The following is a 14,005-nucleotide window of genomic DNA, read 5'->3' as shown; positions in this document are numbered from 1 at the left end:
GCCCCGGCTAGAGCACGCCAGCGCGAATAGCACGCTCTCGGAACTCGTCCACGTCGATCTCAGCGCCACTCGCCTCCCCGACAGCCAGCTCAGAAAGCAGCAGGGCAGCTACCTCCATCTTGCGATTGAACACCTCCAGCGCATCTTTCGTATCGGCGAGAGACTGCTTGAGGGTCTTCCCGCTCGCCTGACCTGGATACGGCTCATCACTGCCCAGTTGCAGTTGCGCCTCCATCCGCACCACGGCACGCGTCAGCATTTCGACGGACGCCTGATACACCTCACGTTGAGCGGCGATCCCAGCCCGAATGCCGAGGGTGCCAGGTGGCTCCAGCCGGCTAGGTATGAACGACTGCTCCAGTCGGTGGACGAGCTCAGCAGATACCGACCGCCCAGCACGCTCGGCGGCGTCTTCAAGCCGCTTTTTCAGCAGTGCTGGAAGCCGAAGTTTGAACTGAACGTCTTGGTTGCTCATGGCCGAAATGGTGGACCAGACTGGTCCTTGACCGCAAGGGACCATTGTGGTCCACTGCGCTCAACGGACCACATTGGTCCATACCTGGAGCGAAAATGAACGACCAGCACGAGCGCCTTAGCTACACCACCGACGAGGCATGCGCCGTTACCGGCCTTAATCGCAACGCCCTCTATCGGGCGATGGCCGCAGGCCAGCTCAGCACTTTCAAGGTAGGCAAGCGCCGCATGGTCTCGGCCCGCGCGCTGCGCGAGTACATCGAAGCCCGCGAGAAAGAAGCCGCCGCCTAAGGGGCAAGCCATGACCAGGTGCACAGAAAGAGAAACGGCCCAGCTGGTTCGCACCCAGCTGAGCCGCAGAAGCCACGTCCGAACCCTACCAAGGAACGACTTGACCATGGGAACTACTGTACAGCAAACCGCGCCCGACGCCATCGGGCAAACCCGCGACCCCAATTCAGAAAAGTCCTACGGGCCTTTCCGCTATCAGCACTGGTCGGACGCCCATTGGGAAGAACGGGGCCTGCGCCCGGCCATTGAACTCAAGCTGGCTAGGGTGGACCGCGCGCTGCAGACGATCGGCACGCTGCATGAGCTGCTGGTGCTGAACTTCCAGGCCGGGGCTGTCTTCGACGACGAACCAGACGCGGCCGGGCTGCGTCTATCCAGCACGCAGCAGGAGGGCCTGCACTGTGCAATCCAGATGCTGCACGAGGACGCCAGTTGGACGATGTGCGAACTGCGCGACGACACCGCTGGCTGCTGGGGCAAGAAGGGAGGCCGGGCATGAAGCGCCTGGCGATTGGCGAAAGTGGGCGACCCGAGCCGTCCACCCCGGGCGATGCTCACGCACCGCCCGCGCTGCCAGTGGGGCCGCGCAATGCAGTCACGCCGGCCAGCATCCGTTTCATCTACTGGGGACGACCAGGGAACGAGTGCCGAGCGGTGCGAGTGAAGCGTATCCACCGGCCGCACACCCGCTGCAACCTTGGACCGTTCTTCAAGGCGGTGTTTGAGTGCACGCCGTTCACCCGCGCGACGCTGCCAGAAGGTCCTCTAATGGCTGACGAGAAGCATGTCGCGCTGACCCGACCAGCCGATGCCGGCGATCCCCTGTGGGCAACCCTGCCCGCACGTGACCAGGAACGTCTGCACAGAGCAATGGAGAGTCTGCAATGAAATTCCCCAAGAAGAAGCCCGCCAAGGCCCAGGCCAACCCCCTCGACGACTTGGCGCGAGCCCGCGCAAGGCTGGCGTCTTTCAGCCCCGAAGCATTGGTTGCCGCGGCGGTCGATCCCGAGCACCGCAAGCAGCTGCAGGCCACCCGTGCCGTGATGGCCGCTGCGCTTGCCGAGCATCGGGCGGCGATGGAGGTGTTCGCCGACATGGTGGATCGGCTGGACCGCGCGCTGCAGTCTGCGGTGGAGGCCTGACATGGTGACCAAACGCCCCTGCCCCCCACCGATCGCCTGCGACTGCTGTGACAAGCCGCTGCAGGCCGTCTACGGCAGCTTCCACCGAGCCGAGTGGGAGTTCAGCTTCGCGTCCCTGCCGTACGTGATCTGCGCCGACTGCGCCATGCAGTACCGCCGCCGGCACACGCCCGCCCACGTGCTGGCGTGGATCCAGCGCCGCGCCGCCCGCGCCGACGCCGACTTCGGTCGCTGCGTCGGCCAGCTGCTGGCGACAGCCACCGTGGAGGCCAGCCGATGAATCGCGATCTGTTCGAATCGATTGCAGCTGGAAAGCAGACCAAGCCTGTCGGCGACCTGGCGCAGCGCTACCGCGATGCGGTGCTGGTCGAAGTCATCCACAGGTCACAGGTCGGCGCGTGCATCCCATTCACGCCGCTCCCGAAGCACTACCACGGGAAGAAGGTGAGGCTGGTGATCGTAGGGGAGGCAGATGAGTGAGCGAGAAGCCCGCAAGCAGGCCAAGCGCCGTGCAAGGGCGACGGGACGTAGCAGTAGTGTCTATGTCCCAATCTCTCCACACGTCCGGCTCTATGCGTGGGAGTTGGATTGCCCTGCGTATCGCACCCTCAACCCTGATGCCCGTGCGCTTCTTGTGGAGCTACGCGCGCTGTATCGGCCATCTACCGGTAACGAGGTGTTTCTCAGCGTACGGGAAGCTCGCCGGCGCCTGGGCAACGTTGGCCAAGCAAAGGTCCAGGCTGCGTTCTCAGCGCTGGAGGAGCGCGGCTGGATCGAGGAAGCCAAGGCCGGAAGCTTCGATCAGAAGACGGGCACCGGCCGCGCTCGTTCGTTCCTGCTCACCAACGTTGGTCCCGATGGTGGTGATGTGGACGCAAAGAAGTCCTACATGCGCTGGAGGCCACATGCTGACGAATGCCAGAAAAACACGGTACTCAAGGCGAGTACGCCCCGTACTCAAGGTGAGTACGGTCATGCATAAGCGTAACGAGAAAATAACGAAACCGTACTCAAGGCGAGTACGGTCAGGGCGCATTTCCGCCCAAAACCGTACTCAGGTTGAGTGCACAGATAACTACTACCAGGCGGTAGCGGAGCGGAGCCGTGTCTTGGCTCCACCGCTTCCCGCTTCATGCGCCCAGCTGCACCCTTCGCGCTCACCGCTGATTGCACCCTTTGCCATGTCGCAGATTGCACCCTTCAACCTGTCCGGCTGCGGGGCTGCAGCGGGCGCACCCCATGCACCAGGTTCACCACTGCACTGCATCGCGATCACCACACGCAGGGAAAACCGTACGCGACCGCGCATGGACCGTACGGGATGGGGGCGGTCAAAAACTCAAACCGGTTTGCCACCCTGACCGTGCGCCCAGGCTTTTTTTCGCACCGTCAAAATTGGATTTTGAAAATGAAGACAACCGTGGAGGAGCGTCGGAAGACGATGACCGAAGTTAAATCAGGCATAGCGCAGATCCGGCGCAAGGCCCGCGCTCTTGGCATTCTGCGCGCCGAAATTGATGGCGAATCGCAGCGAACGGCGCAAGTCCTGGAGCAGGCCGCGCGCGCTGCGTCCTACTGGATCAGCGCAGATGGGCGCGTTGGCGAGGCGGACCTGGCCACACTGCTGGGAATCACGGCGGCCTCGCTGGCGAACAAGCGACGGGAAGGGACGGCTCCGCGTGCGTTCAATCTAAGCGGCGGCGGCCACCGGGTCACTTACCGCTTGGAGGATGTGGCTTTGTGGATCGAGTCACATCGAGACACCTAAGCCCATCCAACCACATGGAGGCTCATGGTTTAAAGCGGCCGGCGGCAAGACACTGAGCATCACAAATCCGGGAGAGCTCACCATGTCGAACACCACCGCCCGCGCACACGGGCGCCAGATGAAAAACGCCGGCCGAATCGACGCCAACGCTGACATGCACGACCTCATCAGGACGCTGAACCAGCGTGATGCCGAGATCAGCGAATTTGCCGAGAAGGCCGTTCAGTCGGTGAAGGAACACGACGCTCGCTTGCTGGACGTTGAGCAGAAGCTTGCAAGACGCGCGGGCTGCGGCAATGCTGTGGAAGACCAGGCCGGCCTTGAGCAGGCGTACAAGGGTCTGGTGCAGTCTGATGGCTTGAAGGCCATGCGAGAGGAAGGCGCCACCAGCACCGGCCGCATCGTGCTCGACGTTGGCTTGAAGGCGCTGACCTCACTGCAGGGCAGTCCGGCAACACCGCCGGTCGGCATCGACGTGGCGCCCCAGCGCGCTGGCATGGTGGCCCCCGTCCAGCGTCCGCTCCGCATCCTCGAGGTGCTGCCGTCGCGGCCTGTTACCTCCAACACTTTCGAAGCACCACTGATCGATGCGGCGTCATTGACGCAGGCCGACTATCAGGAAGGCGAAGGCACCGAGAAGCCCGAGGGCGTCTTCAGCGTGGTTCCGGCCACCTTCGCCATCGCCACCATCGCCGAGCACATCACCGTCTCCAAGCAGGTGCTGGACGATGAGCGCACTCTGCTGGGCACCATTGATCGGCTTCTGCGCTACGACGCGATGCGGAAGGCGGACACCGAGCTGGTCGATGGCGACGGCGCGAAATTCCATATCAAGGGGCTGACCGAGTACACCGCGCCCTTCGTTGGAACCCCGGGCCTGGCACCCGCTGACCGCATTGGCGAGGCGATGGCGGCGCACCAGAACGCCGGCTTCATGCCCAACGTGGTCCTGGTCAACCCGATGGACTGGTTCAAGATGTCCAGCGAGCGTAGCGAAGAGACCGGCGAGTACGTCGCGGGTGGCTGGGATAAGCCGGCCGCGCCAACGGTGTGGAACACCCGTGTCATCCCGGCCAGCAGCGTGGCGCAAGGCACTGCCCTGGTGCTCGACACGGCTTGGCTTGAGGTGCTGGACCGCCAGCAGGTAACCGTGCTCATCAGCGACCAGCACGACAAGAACTTCACCACCAACAAGGTGACCATCCTGGCCGAAATGCGCGTGGGCCTGTATGTGGCCAACACCGCAGCCATCGTGGAAGTCACCCTGACCTAAGCAACTGCAGCGAAGTGGTGTCCGGGCGCTGCAGGCTTCCCAACCCGGCCACCCGCGCCCGCCTGAGCGCGCGGGATTCAGGCAGCCCGGCCGGTCGGCGATGACCGGCCGGGCAACTACCCGGGGGCGGGGTGAAAGTCCAAGCCCTTTGCCACCCTGACCGTGCGCCCAGACGTTTTTTTGCGCCGTCAGTTGAGAAAAATCATTTTTTGAGGGGTGCGCTTTTGGCCCCTCCCCCGCTGGGATGGCCGCCACGCGGGCGCTCCGGCGGTCCAACTACCCGGAGGTAACCGAAATGGCACGAAGTCTCGGCCAGCTGACCATCGATGTGGTCGCCAACGTGGGCGGCTTCGTCGCCGGCATGGACAAAACCGAGCGGGCGTCCGACAAATGGCGTCGCAGCGTGGAGAAAGCCGCCTACCAGGTGGGCTTTGCCATCGGCACGGCCGCGACCGCGGCTGTGACCGCCCTGGCCGGCATCACCGTCGCCACCATCCGGCAGGCTGAGCAGCTCACCAGGCTGGCGCAAGTGGCCGGCTCCAACACCACCGAGTTCCAGCGCTTCGCCGCCGGCGCTCGCTCGCTGGGGATCGAGCAGGACAAGCTCGGCGATATCTTCAAAGACGTGAACGACAAGGTGGGCGACTTCCTGCTCACGGGCGGCGGCGAGCTGGCCGACTTCTTCAAGAACATCGCTCCCCGCGTTGGCGTCACCGCCGAGCAGTTCCGCATGCTGTCCGGGCCGCAGGCCCTGCAGCTGTACGTCACCAGCCTGCAGAAAGCCGGGCTGACGCAGAACCAGATGACCACCTCGATGGAGGCCATCGCCAACGACGCCACCATGCTGCTCCCACTGCTGCGCGATGGCGGCCGGCTGATGAACGAATGGGGCAACCGCGCGCAGGATTTCGGCGCCATCCTGGACGAGGACGCCATCACCGCGCTGCGCGGCATGAAGACCGACACGGCCACGGCCACGCTCGCGTTGGAGGGCATGAAGAACACGCTGGTGTCGGAACTGGCCCCTGCCCTGTCTGACTTCACCGGCCAACTCAAGAGCGAGGAATCCCGCAAGGCGCTGCAGGACACGGCCAAGGGCATCGGCGCGATCGCTGCGCAGGCGGCCTACGCGTCCTCGGAGATCCTCGGCCTCGCTGGCACCTACACCTCCTGGCTACGCGGCCAGGGCTTCCTGCCGGTCAACGAACGCAGCGACGTGGGCGACCTGCAAGCGCGCCAGAAGGCGCTGCAGCAGTCGCTGAGCCGCTGGACTGGCGTGTTTGGCGATGACGCCAAGGCCAAGGTGCAGAAGGAGGTCGAGCAGATCGCGAAGTGGATCCAGGAGGCGCAGGCTCGCGGCCCGAAGGTGACGCTCCTGGAGAACGGTGCGCTGATGCCGGAATCGGCGCTCAAGCCGAAGTCCGGCAAGCCGTACACGCCGCCTACCGAGACCACCAGCAAGGTGGATGACCTGGCCCGGGCCTACGCGGCGGCCTCGCTGGAGTTTGAGCGCAGCATAGCCCTGTTCGACCAGAGCGCTGACGGTTCGGCCAAGGCCACCGAGCTGCAGCGGCTCAACTTCGACTTGCTCAAGGGTTCGCTCAAGGGCCTGGCCCCGGAGCTGGCCGAGAACCTGCGCAGCCAGGCGGCCGTGCTCGACAGCCTCACCGCGCAGCGCGAAGCCGCCCAAGAGGCCGCCAAGGCGACGGAATACCTCTACGGCCTGCAGGAGGAGCTGGCAACGGCGCGCGCTGCGCTCAACGTGGACGTGCTGGGTGCTGGCATGGGCCAGCAGGAGCGCGAGCGCGCCCGCGCGCTGCTGGGGATCGAGGAGGACTACCAGCGCAAGCGGGCGGACCTGCAGCGGCAGTACCAGGCCGGAGAGATCACCCAGGCGCTGTACACCACCGAGACGGAAGGCCTCAGTTCGGCGCTGCGCGAACGCCTGGAGCTGCAGCGCGACTATTACCGGCAGGTAGACGCCCTGCGCGACGACAGCATGGCCGGCATGCGGGATGCGTGGGCCGACTATGCGACCGACGCCACCGACTACAACAAAATGGCCTACGAGGCGACAAAGGGCTTTCTGGACACCACCACCAGCGAAGTGGGCAACAGCATCGCAGAGCTGGTGAAGGGCAACGAAAGCCTGTTCGACTCGGTGAAGAACCTGGCCGTGTCCATGGGCGAGACCGTCATCAACACCCTGTCGAACATGGCCGCCCAGTGGCTGGTTTACCAGGTGGTACAGCGGACGGTCGGAGAGTCCACGTCCAAGCAGTCCACGGCCACGCTGGCAGGCAACGCGGTGGCCACCGCAGCCCAGGCCGCAATCGCCGCCTACGCGTCGACGGCGGCCATCCCGATCACCGGCCCCATCATGGCGCCGGCGGCGGCGGCGGCCGCTCTGTCGGCAACCGCGCCCTACGTGGCCACGGTAGTGGCGTCCTCGGGCCTGGCCGGCATGGCGCACGACGGTATCGATGCGGTCCCGGAAACCGGCACCTGGCTGCTGCAGAAGGGCGAGCGGGTCACCACGGCGGCGACCAGCGCCAAGCTTGATGCCACCCTGGATCGTGTGGGCCGCGACGTGGATGGCGGTGGCAGTCGCCAGCTGCAGCAGAACATCACGATCAACGGTGACCCAAGCACCCGCGACCTTGAGCGATACAAGGCAGCGATGCGAGAGGGAGCGGACTTGGCGTATGCCAGGGTGCAGAACGACATTGCAAATGGAACCGGCATCGGCAAGACGCTGCGAGCGAGCAACAACGTAGGCCGGCGGCTGAGGTAATCGCGCTGCACTTACCCTGCACTTACGAAAAAGCCGGCTCAAGGCCGGCTTCGTCATATCACCTGAAAAATCAGGGATTTATTTGGTGGGCGGTACAGGGATCGAACCTGTGACCCTTGCCGTGTGAAGGCAATGCTCTACCGCTGAGCTAACCGCCCGGTGTGTTGCTGAGCCGCTCATTATAGGAACTTTTCAGAGGCCGTCAACAGTTTTCACATCCGTCTTCACGTGTGTTTTCGAGGCGTGCCGCCGGGCGTGGCCCGGCGCTGCCTCACATCGTGTGGGTGGGCTTGTCCGAGCTGGTCAGGCCGGCCAGCTGGGTCTCGATCTTATGGCGCACGCCCTCGCCTTCGGCGCCGTCGGCCAGCTGCACGCCGATGCCCGCGGTACGGTTGCCCTGCGCCCCTGCCGGGGTCACCCAGATCACCTTGCCGGCCACCGGCAGGCGCTCGCTGGAATCGGGCAGGGTCAGCAGCAGGAACACCTCGTCGCCGAGGAAGTAGCGCTTGGGCGTGGGCACGAAGATGCCGCCGTTCTTCACGAACGGCATGTACGCGCTGTACAGCGCGGCTTTGTCCTTCACGGCCAGGGACAGGATGCCCTGGCGGGCGTTGCTGGCACTCATCGATTTCCCCTTGCGGCAGGCCGCTCGTTCACCTTGTTCCAGGCCAGCAGCAACTCGACCACCGCAAGGTCTGCACGCACCGTGGTGCGCAGCAGGTCGCGGGTGCGGTTGGCAGCGTCGAACCAGGCTGCCAGCTTGTGCAATCGCTCCGGCGCGGTCAAGGCGTCCGTGCTGGCCTGGGCCAGCGCCAAGTCGGCGGCGAAGCGCAGGCGCAGCGCCGCGTTGTCATCACCGCACCATTTCTGCGCCAGCTCCACCGCGCCGGTCCTGCCGGTGGCCAGCTGCTCCAGGTCGCGGGCCACCTCACGGCGCAGGCTCAGCCCGTCCTCGCGCAGCCAGTTGTCGGCCTGGCCGGGATGGCCGCGCGCGGCGTCCAGCGCTTCGCGTGCGGAGGCGTCGCTGTGGCCCTGCTGCTGCAACCAGGCCAGCGCTTCCTCGTGCGGCGGCAGCTTGAACTCCAGGCGCTGGCACCGGCTGCGGATGGTCTGCGGCAGGCGTGCCGGGTCGCTGCTGATCAGCCACAGGTACCGGCCGGGCTGCGGTTCTTCCAGCGTCTTGAGCAGTGCATTGGCCGCGGAGCGGTTGATCGCATCGGCCGGATCGACGATCACCACCTGGGCCACGCCGTACTGCGGGGTCAATGCCAGTTTGTCGGTGATCTCGCGCACCTGCTCGATGACGATCTCGGTGCGCAGCTTGTCGCCACTCTTGTTTGGAATGAAGCTCACCAGCTGCAGGTCCGGGTGGGTACCGGCAGCGATCAGGTGGCGGGTGCGCGTGGCGTGCGCGGCATCGCCCTGCGCCAGCACGTGGTCGGCAAGCGCCAGTGCAACCTCGCGCTTGCCCAGCCCGGCCGGGCCGCAGATCAACAGGCCATGCCCCAGCCGGCCCGCGTCGAGCGCGGCCACGGTCTGATCGAATGCGCGCTGCTGCCAGGGCGAGAAGGTGCTCATGCGCCCTTTCCTTCCTGCAGCCAGCGCTCGACCCGCGCGATCACGTCGGCGGCCACGCGTTCCTGCACCTGGCCCGCGTCGATCACGGCGAAACGCTGTGGGTCCTGCTGGGCGCGGCTGCGGAACACTTCACGCACGCGCTGGAAGAAATCGTCCTGCTCGCTCTCGATGCGGTCCGGCCACAGGTCGCGGCCATTGGCGCGCGCACGACCGACCGCCACGTCCACATCCAGCAGCAGGGTCAGGCCCGGCAACAGGCCAACGGCACGGCGCTCCAGCTCGGCAATCCACTGCGGGTCCAGGCCACGGCCCCCTCCCTGGTAGGCGTAGCTGGAATCGGTGAAGCGATCACTCAGCACGTAGGCACCGCGCTGCAGGGCCGGCTGGATCACCTCCCGCACGTGCTGCGCGCGGGCGGCGAACACCAGCAGCAGTTCGGCCTCGGCACTGAGCGGCTCGGCGGCGATCTCGGCATCGGGCTTCAGTATCAGGCTGCGGATGCGCTCGGCCAGCGGCGTGCCACCCGGTTCACGCGTCAACACGACCTCATGGCCATGCTGGCGCAGGCACGCGCGGATGGCATTGATCGCAGTGGTCTTGCCGGCGCCTTCGCCGCCTTCCAGGCTGACGAAACGCGGGTGGCGTAGCAGCGCGGGACTCATTGCGCCGGGGTCTCCTGGGTGCGTTGCTGGCGCAGCTGCTGCAGGTAGCGCGCTACCGCAGCGTTGTGCTGGTCCAGGCTGGACGAGAACACGTGCGCGCCACTGCCATCGCCAACGGCGACGAAATACAGTGCATCCCCCGCTGCCGGGTGTGCCGCGGCCATCAGCGCGTCGCGACTGGGCATGGCGATGGGGGTCGGGGTCAGGCCCGCACGGGTATAGGTGTTGTAAGGCGTATCGGTGGTCAGGTCGCGGCGGCGGATGTTGCCGTCGTAGGCCGCGCCGATGCCATAGATCACGGTGGGATCGGTCTGCAGGCGCATGCCGATCTGCAGGCGGCGCATGAACACGCCGGCAATCTGCGGGCGCTCGCTGGCCAGCGCGGTTTCCTTCTCGATGATCGATGCCAGCGTCAGCAGCTCGTACGGCGTGTTGATCGGCAGGTCCGGTGCACGGCTCTGCCAGGCCTCGTCCAGCGCCTTTTCCATTGCCGCATGCGCACGCTTGAGCACATCCACGTCGCTGTCACCGCGCTGGTAGATGTAGGTCTCCGGCAGGAACCGGCCTTCCGGATGCTGGCCGCCGAAGCCCAGGCGCTGCATCAGTGCCGCATCATCAAGATCATCGGTGGTGTGCAGCAGTGGATCGGCACGCTTCAGCGCCGCGCGCAGCTGGCGGATGTTCCAGCCTTCGATGATGGTGACGCGGTGCTGCAGGACCTTGCCGGCGCGCATGCGCAGCAGCAGCTCGCGCGGGGTCAGTTGGTTGTCCAGCGCGTACTCACCCACCTTCAGCTTGCCGGCGGCGTCGAGCTGGCGTGCCAGCAGCTGCCACTGTGCGTCCTGGCCTTCGTCCACGCCCGCCTCGCGCAGCTTGCGCAGCACGGTGTTCAGGCCATCGCCGCTGGCGATCACCACGGTCTCTGCGGAGGGGGAGATCCGGGCATCGGCGAACTGGGTCTGCTTGTAGAAGAACCACGCACCCGCGCCGGCCACGACCGCGACCAGCACCACCAGCAGCGTTACCACGAACAGACACCCGCGCTTGGCTCCCGCCATGGATTACCTCAGAACTCGATTCCGTCGTGCAGGATACCGTGCCGGTGGTGTGGGGTCATGGCCGGGGTGGCACTCAACCCCGCTTCGCTCGCCGGGCATGGCCCGGCGCTACCGGGAGGGTGATGCGTCGGTAGCGCCGGGCCATGCCCGGCGGGGGTCGATCGCCTACCCTTGCTGGCCCAGGGCGCGCAGCAGGCCACGCGCTTTGGCGCGGGTCTCGTCCAGCTCCTTGTCCGGGTCCGAATCGACCACGATGCCGGCGCCGGTGCGGAAACTGACCTCGTGGCCGTCCACCTCGGCGGTACGGATCAGGATGTTCAGGTCCAGGTCGCCATCGCGGTTCAGCCAGCCGAACGCCCCGGTATAGGCACCGCGCGGCACCTGCTCCAGCTCGCTGATGATCTGCATGCAACGCACCTTCGGGCAGCCGGTGATGGTGCCGCCGGGGAACGTTGCGGCGATCACTTCGCCGGGGGTGACCTCCGGGCGCAGATGGCCGCTGACGTTGCTGACGATGTGGTGCACATGGGCGTAGCTCTCCACCGTCATCAGTTCATCAACCACCACGGTGCCGGGCAGGCAGATGCGGCCCAGATCGTTGCGTTCGAGGTCGATCAGCATCACGTGCTCGGCGCGCTCCTTCGGGTGCCCGACCAGCTCCTGGATGCGCGCGGCATCATCGTCACCCTCGAAACGCGGGCGCGTGCCCGCGATCGGCCGGGTCTGCGCGTGGCCGGCATGCACCGATACCAGCCGCTCCGGCGAGGAGCTGACCACGTGCCGCCCAAACGCACTGAACAGGCCGGCAAACGGTGCGGGGTTGGCGCGGCGCAGCTGTGCGTACAGGGCCTGCGGGCTGACCGGCGTGGCGAACTGCGCGCTCCAGCGCCGCGACAGGTTCACCTGGAACACATCGCCGGCGCGCAGGTAGTCGATCACCCGGCGCACGCCGTCGGTGAAGCGCTGCGGCGCGTCTTCGCCGACCGACTGCGGCGGCTGCCAGCCCTGCCCCGCCTCCGGCAGCGCCTGCGCGGCCAGCGCCACCAGCGAGTCCAGCAGCGCCTGCTCGCCCGCTTCGGCGATGACGAAGCTGGCGTGGTTCTGGTGATCGTGCAGCACGGCCGCCGGGCAGCGCAGCGCCAGTGCCGTCGGCCGGCCATCATCGCGCGCACGCGCCGGCAGCACCGGCTCGATCTGGCTGGCCACTTCGTAGTCGAGCATCAAGGCCCAGCCGCCGCGGAACGGCAGGCTGTGACTGCCATCGTGCGGCAGCCGTGCCTGCTGCCAGGCGCGGTCCAGCGCCTGCAGGAAGCTGCCGGGCTGCACCGTATCCTGCTGGTCGCGCACGCAACCATCGGCATCCAGGCGCAGCGTGTCGCCCTGTGCGGCCAACAGCAGGCTCCAGCGCCCCTGCGCGGTGCCGGAAGCGGTGGACTCCATCAGCAGCGGGAAACGTTCCGGCGCCTGCTGCTGCAGGGCCAGCAGATCGATCGGATGCGGCAGCGGGTGGATCAGCGGGGCGTGGGTCATGGTGGCCTGCAGGGGAATTCAGATACACGGAAGCCGCCTTGCGGCGGCTTCCTCGTGCGTGGAGCACGTCCGGTCGAGCATGGCCCGACGCGACAACCCGGTCAGACGCGCTTGAAGATCAGCGTGCCGTTGGTGCCGCCGAAGCCGAAGCCATTGGACATCACCACGTCGACCTTGGCCTGGCGCGCTTCATTGGGGACGTAGTCCAGGTCACAGCCTTCGCCCGGCTCCTGCAGGTTGATGGTCGGCGGGATGACGTTGTCCTGCAGCGCCATCACCGAGAAGATCGCCTCCACACCGCCGGCAGCGCCGAGCAGGTGGCCGGTCATCGACTTGGTGGAGCTGACCATCATCTTGTAGGCGTGGTCGCCGAAGGCCGTCTTCATCGCCATGGTTTCGCCCAGGTCGCCCAGCGGCGTGGAGGTGCCATGTGCGTTGAGGTAACCCACCTGTTCCGGATTCAGGCCAGCGTCCTTCAACGCCATGGTCATGCAGCGGGCAGCGCCTTCGCCGTTCTCGCTCGGCGCGGTCATGTGGTACGCGTCGGAGCTGGCGCCGAAGCCGGCCAGCTCGCAATAGATCTTCGCGCCACGGGCCTTGGCGTGCTCGTACTCTTCCAGGATCAGGATGCCGGCACCGTCGCCCAGCACGAAGCCGTCGCGGTCCTTGTCCCAGGGGCGCGAGGCCTGTTCCGGTGCGTCGTTGCGGGTGGACATGGCCTTCATCGCGCAGAAGCCGCCCACGGCGGTCGGCGAGGAGCCGCGCTCGGCGCCGCCCACCACCATCACGTCCGCATCGCCGTACTGGATCATGCGCATGGCGGTGCCGATCGAGTGGTTCGAGGTGGCGCAGGCCGAAACCGCCGAAAACGACGGGCCCTTCAGGCCGGTGATGATGCTCAGCTGGCCCGGCAGCATGTTGATGATGGTCTTGGGCACGTAGAAGGGCGAGATCTTCTTGCCCTCGTGGAATTCGATGGTCTGCTCTTCGATGCCGAGCAGGCCGCCGATGCCGGCGCCGACGATGGCGCCGATGCGCTCGGCATTGGCGTCGGTGATCTCCAGGCCCGAATCATGCAGGGCCATGAACGAGGCACCGAGGCCGTAATGGATGAACGGGTCCATCTTCTTGGCATCCTTGCCGCTGACCCGATACTTGCCGAACAGTGCATTGTCGGCGGTGATGTCGAAGCCCTTGACCTCACCTGCAATCTTGGTGGTGAACCGTTCCAGGTAGGAATCGGCGACGTTGGTCAGCGGACCGATGCCCGAACGACCATGGGTGATGCCTTCCCAGCTGCTGGCCAGATCATTGCCCAACGGCGAGACGATACCCAGGCCGGTTACGACGACGCGACGCTTCATTGCTGATTCTCCTGACCCGAAGATGCTTTCGGGCAACGCGGTTTGCTTCGGTGTGATGCGCAAACACACGG

17 protein-coding genes and 1 tRNA gene are annotated in these 14,005 nt (G+C 66.1%); 10 read left to right on the top strand and 8 right to left on the bottom strand.

Annotated elements, in window-relative coordinates:
* Nucleotides 1-7: 7 nt before the first annotated feature.
* Entirely contained in the window at nucleotides 8-475 is a 468-nt protein-coding gene (locus ACZLIF_RS04815) for an Arc family DNA-binding protein (protein ID WP_164972394.1), read from the bottom strand.
* 95 nt (nucleotides 476-570) lie between these two features.
* Here ACZLIF_RS04815 and ACZLIF_RS04810 point away from each other — a divergent pair, with 95 nt between their 5' ends.
* The 10 genes from ACZLIF_RS04810 (at nucleotide 571) to ACZLIF_RS04765 (ending at nucleotide 7,742) form a co-directional block, all read left to right on the top strand.
* Nucleotides 571-765, top strand: coding sequence for a helix-turn-helix domain-containing protein (locus tag ACZLIF_RS04810; RefSeq protein ID WP_128989799.1), 195 nt, complete (start codon nucleotides 571-573; stop codon nucleotides 763-765).
* A gap of 106 nt (nucleotides 766-871) precedes the next feature.
* Nucleotides 872-1,264, top strand: a complete 393-nt coding sequence (locus tag ACZLIF_RS04805) for a hypothetical protein (protein WP_128989801.1) — start codon at nucleotides 872-874, stop codon at nucleotides 1,262-1,264.
* The gene (locus tag ACZLIF_RS04800; RefSeq protein ID WP_128989803.1) at nucleotides 1,261-1,653 is read left to right on the top strand and encodes a hypothetical protein; all 393 of its coding nucleotides are present in this window, start codon (nucleotides 1,261-1,263) and stop codon (nucleotides 1,651-1,653) included. The genes ACZLIF_RS04805 and ACZLIF_RS04800 overlap by 4 nt, the downstream gene beginning before the upstream one ends.
* A complete protein-coding gene (locus tag ACZLIF_RS04795) occupies nucleotides 1,650-1,907 on the top strand; it encodes a hypothetical protein (RefSeq protein WP_128989805.1) in 258 nt (85 codons plus the stop codon). Before ACZLIF_RS04800 ends, ACZLIF_RS04795 begins: the two co-directional genes overlap by 4 nt.
* Nucleotide 1,908: 1 nt before the next feature.
* On the top strand, nucleotides 1,909-2,187 hold the full coding sequence (locus tag ACZLIF_RS04790; RefSeq protein ID WP_128989807.1) for a hypothetical protein: 279 nt from the start codon (nucleotides 1,909-1,911) through the stop codon (nucleotides 2,185-2,187).
* Nucleotides 2,184-2,387, top strand: a complete 204-nt coding sequence (locus tag ACZLIF_RS04785; protein WP_128989809.1) for a hypothetical protein — start codon at nucleotides 2,184-2,186, stop codon at nucleotides 2,385-2,387. The genes ACZLIF_RS04790 and ACZLIF_RS04785 overlap by 4 nt, the downstream gene beginning before the upstream one ends.
* Nucleotides 2,380-2,889 (top strand): hypothetical protein, encoded by a 510-nt coding sequence (locus ACZLIF_RS04780; protein ID WP_128989811.1) that lies wholly within the window; start codon nucleotides 2,380-2,382, stop codon nucleotides 2,887-2,889. The genes ACZLIF_RS04785 and ACZLIF_RS04780 overlap by 8 nt, the downstream gene beginning before the upstream one ends.
* A 339-nt stretch (nucleotides 2,890-3,228) precedes the next feature.
* Nucleotides 3,229-3,675 carry a helix-turn-helix transcriptional regulator gene (locus ACZLIF_RS04775; RefSeq protein WP_128989813.1) on the top strand — a complete coding sequence of 149 codons (447 nt, stop codon included), beginning with the start codon at nucleotides 3,229-3,231 and terminating at the stop codon, nucleotides 3,673-3,675.
* A gap of 82 nt (nucleotides 3,676-3,757) precedes the next feature.
* Nucleotides 3,758-4,948, top strand: a complete 1,191-nt coding sequence (locus tag ACZLIF_RS04770) for a phage major capsid protein (RefSeq protein ID WP_164972395.1) — start codon at nucleotides 3,758-3,760, stop codon at nucleotides 4,946-4,948.
* Nucleotides 4,949-5,243: 295 nt separating this feature from the next.
* Nucleotides 5,244-7,742, top strand: coding sequence for a phage tail tape measure C-terminal domain-containing protein (locus ACZLIF_RS04765; protein ID WP_164972396.1), 2,499 nt, complete (start codon nucleotides 5,244-5,246; stop codon nucleotides 7,740-7,742).
* Between the two features lie 83 nt (nucleotides 7,743-7,825).
* Here the strand turns inward: ACZLIF_RS04765 and ACZLIF_RS04760 are convergent.
* From ACZLIF_RS04760 to fabF, 7 genes are all read right to left on the bottom strand, one after another.
* Nucleotides 7,826-7,900: transfer RNA gene (locus ACZLIF_RS04760), tRNA-Val, on the bottom strand.
* Nucleotides 7,901-8,013: 113 nt separating this feature from the next.
* Nucleotides 8,014-8,367 carry a PilZ domain-containing protein gene (locus ACZLIF_RS04755; RefSeq protein WP_053520428.1) on the bottom strand — a complete coding sequence of 118 codons (354 nt, stop codon included), beginning with the start codon at nucleotides 8,365-8,367 and terminating at the stop codon, nucleotides 8,014-8,016.
* Nucleotides 8,364-9,320 (bottom strand): DNA polymerase III subunit delta', encoded by a 957-nt coding sequence (locus ACZLIF_RS04750; RefSeq protein ID WP_111187151.1) that lies wholly within the window; start codon nucleotides 9,318-9,320, stop codon nucleotides 8,364-8,366. The genes ACZLIF_RS04755 and ACZLIF_RS04750 overlap by 4 nt, the downstream gene beginning before the upstream one ends.
* A complete protein-coding gene (tmk, locus tag ACZLIF_RS04745; RefSeq protein WP_128989819.1) occupies nucleotides 9,317-9,982 on the bottom strand; it encodes a dTMP kinase in 666 nt (221 codons plus the stop codon). The genes ACZLIF_RS04750 and tmk overlap by 4 nt, the downstream gene beginning before the upstream one ends.
* Nucleotides 9,979-11,040: an endolytic transglycosylase MltG gene (gene mltG, locus ACZLIF_RS04740; RefSeq protein WP_128989821.1), complete on the bottom strand. Its 1,062-nt coding sequence runs from the start codon at nucleotides 11,038-11,040 to the stop codon at nucleotides 9,979-9,981. Before mltG ends, tmk begins: the two co-directional genes overlap by 4 nt.
* A 165-nt stretch (nucleotides 11,041-11,205) precedes the next feature.
* Entirely contained in the window at nucleotides 11,206-12,570 is a 1,365-nt protein-coding gene (locus ACZLIF_RS04735) for an aminodeoxychorismate synthase component I (RefSeq protein WP_053519105.1), read from the bottom strand.
* A 101-nt stretch (nucleotides 12,571-12,671) separates the two neighbouring features.
* Complete coding sequence (gene fabF / locus ACZLIF_RS04730; protein ID WP_053519103.1) at nucleotides 12,672-13,934, bottom strand: beta-ketoacyl-ACP synthase II; 1,263 nt, start codon at nucleotides 13,932-13,934, stop codon at nucleotides 12,672-12,674.
* Between the last annotated feature and the right edge of the window lie 71 nt (nucleotides 13,935-14,005).

The sequence above is a fragment of the Stenotrophomonas sp. 2201_Sma genome (assembly GCF_056486685.1).
The sequence above is the reverse complement of the archived record's forward strand: the minus strand, read 5'-3'. Positions and strand labels throughout refer to the sequence as shown.

What these genes read in the sequence shown, in the direction of transcription:
- ACZLIF_RS04790 (WP_128989807.1), top strand. Translation starts at nt 1,909, where the DNA reads ATGGTGACCAAACGCCCCTGCCCCCCACCGATCGCCTGCGACTGCTGT.
- ACZLIF_RS04770 (WP_164972395.1), top strand. Translation starts at nt 3,758, where the DNA reads ATGTCGAACACCACCGCCCGCGCACACGGGCGCCAGATGAAAAACGCC.
- ACZLIF_RS04775 (WP_128989813.1), top strand. Translation starts at nt 3,229, where the DNA reads ATGGGGGCGGTCAAAAACTCAAACCGGTTTGCCACCCTGACCGTGCGC.
- mltG (WP_128989821.1), bottom strand. Translation starts at nt 11,040, where the DNA reads ATGGCGGGAGCCAAGCGCGGGTGTCTGTTCGTGGTAACGCTGCTGGTG.
- ACZLIF_RS04815 (WP_164972394.1), bottom strand. Translation starts at nt 475, where the DNA reads ATGAGCAACCAAGACGTTCAGTTCAAACTTCGGCTTCCAGCACTGCTG.
- ACZLIF_RS04810 (WP_128989799.1), top strand. Translation starts at nt 571, where the DNA reads ATGAACGACCAGCACGAGCGCCTTAGCTACACCACCGACGAGGCATGC.
- ACZLIF_RS04800 (WP_128989803.1), top strand. Translation starts at nt 1,261, where the DNA reads ATGAAGCGCCTGGCGATTGGCGAAAGTGGGCGACCCGAGCCGTCCACC.
- ACZLIF_RS04765 (WP_164972396.1), top strand. Translation starts at nt 5,244, where the DNA reads ATGGCACGAAGTCTCGGCCAGCTGACCATCGATGTGGTCGCCAACGTG.
- fabF (WP_053519103.1), bottom strand. Translation starts at nt 13,934, where the DNA reads ATGAAGCGTCGCGTCGTCGTAACCGGCCTGGGTATCGTCTCGCCGTTG.
- ACZLIF_RS04780 (WP_128989811.1), top strand. Translation starts at nt 2,380, where the DNA reads ATGAGTGAGCGAGAAGCCCGCAAGCAGGCCAAGCGCCGTGCAAGGGCG.
- ACZLIF_RS04795 (WP_128989805.1), top strand. Translation starts at nt 1,650, where the DNA reads ATGAAATTCCCCAAGAAGAAGCCCGCCAAGGCCCAGGCCAACCCCCTC.
- ACZLIF_RS04735 (WP_053519105.1), bottom strand. Translation starts at nt 12,570, where the DNA reads ATGACCCACGCCCCGCTGATCCACCCGCTGCCGCATCCGATCGATCTG.
- ACZLIF_RS04755 (WP_053520428.1), bottom strand. Translation starts at nt 8,367, where the DNA reads ATGAGTGCCAGCAACGCCCGCCAGGGCATCCTGTCCCTGGCCGTGAAG.
- ACZLIF_RS04750 (WP_111187151.1), bottom strand. Translation starts at nt 9,320, where the DNA reads ATGAGCACCTTCTCGCCCTGGCAGCAGCGCGCATTCGATCAGACCGTG.
- ACZLIF_RS04785 (WP_128989809.1), top strand. Translation starts at nt 2,184, where the DNA reads ATGAATCGCGATCTGTTCGAATCGATTGCAGCTGGAAAGCAGACCAAG.
- tmk (WP_128989819.1), bottom strand. Translation starts at nt 9,982, where the DNA reads ATGAGTCCCGCGCTGCTACGCCACCCGCGTTTCGTCAGCCTGGAAGGC.
- ACZLIF_RS04805 (WP_128989801.1), top strand. Translation starts at nt 872, where the DNA reads ATGGGAACTACTGTACAGCAAACCGCGCCCGACGCCATCGGGCAAACC.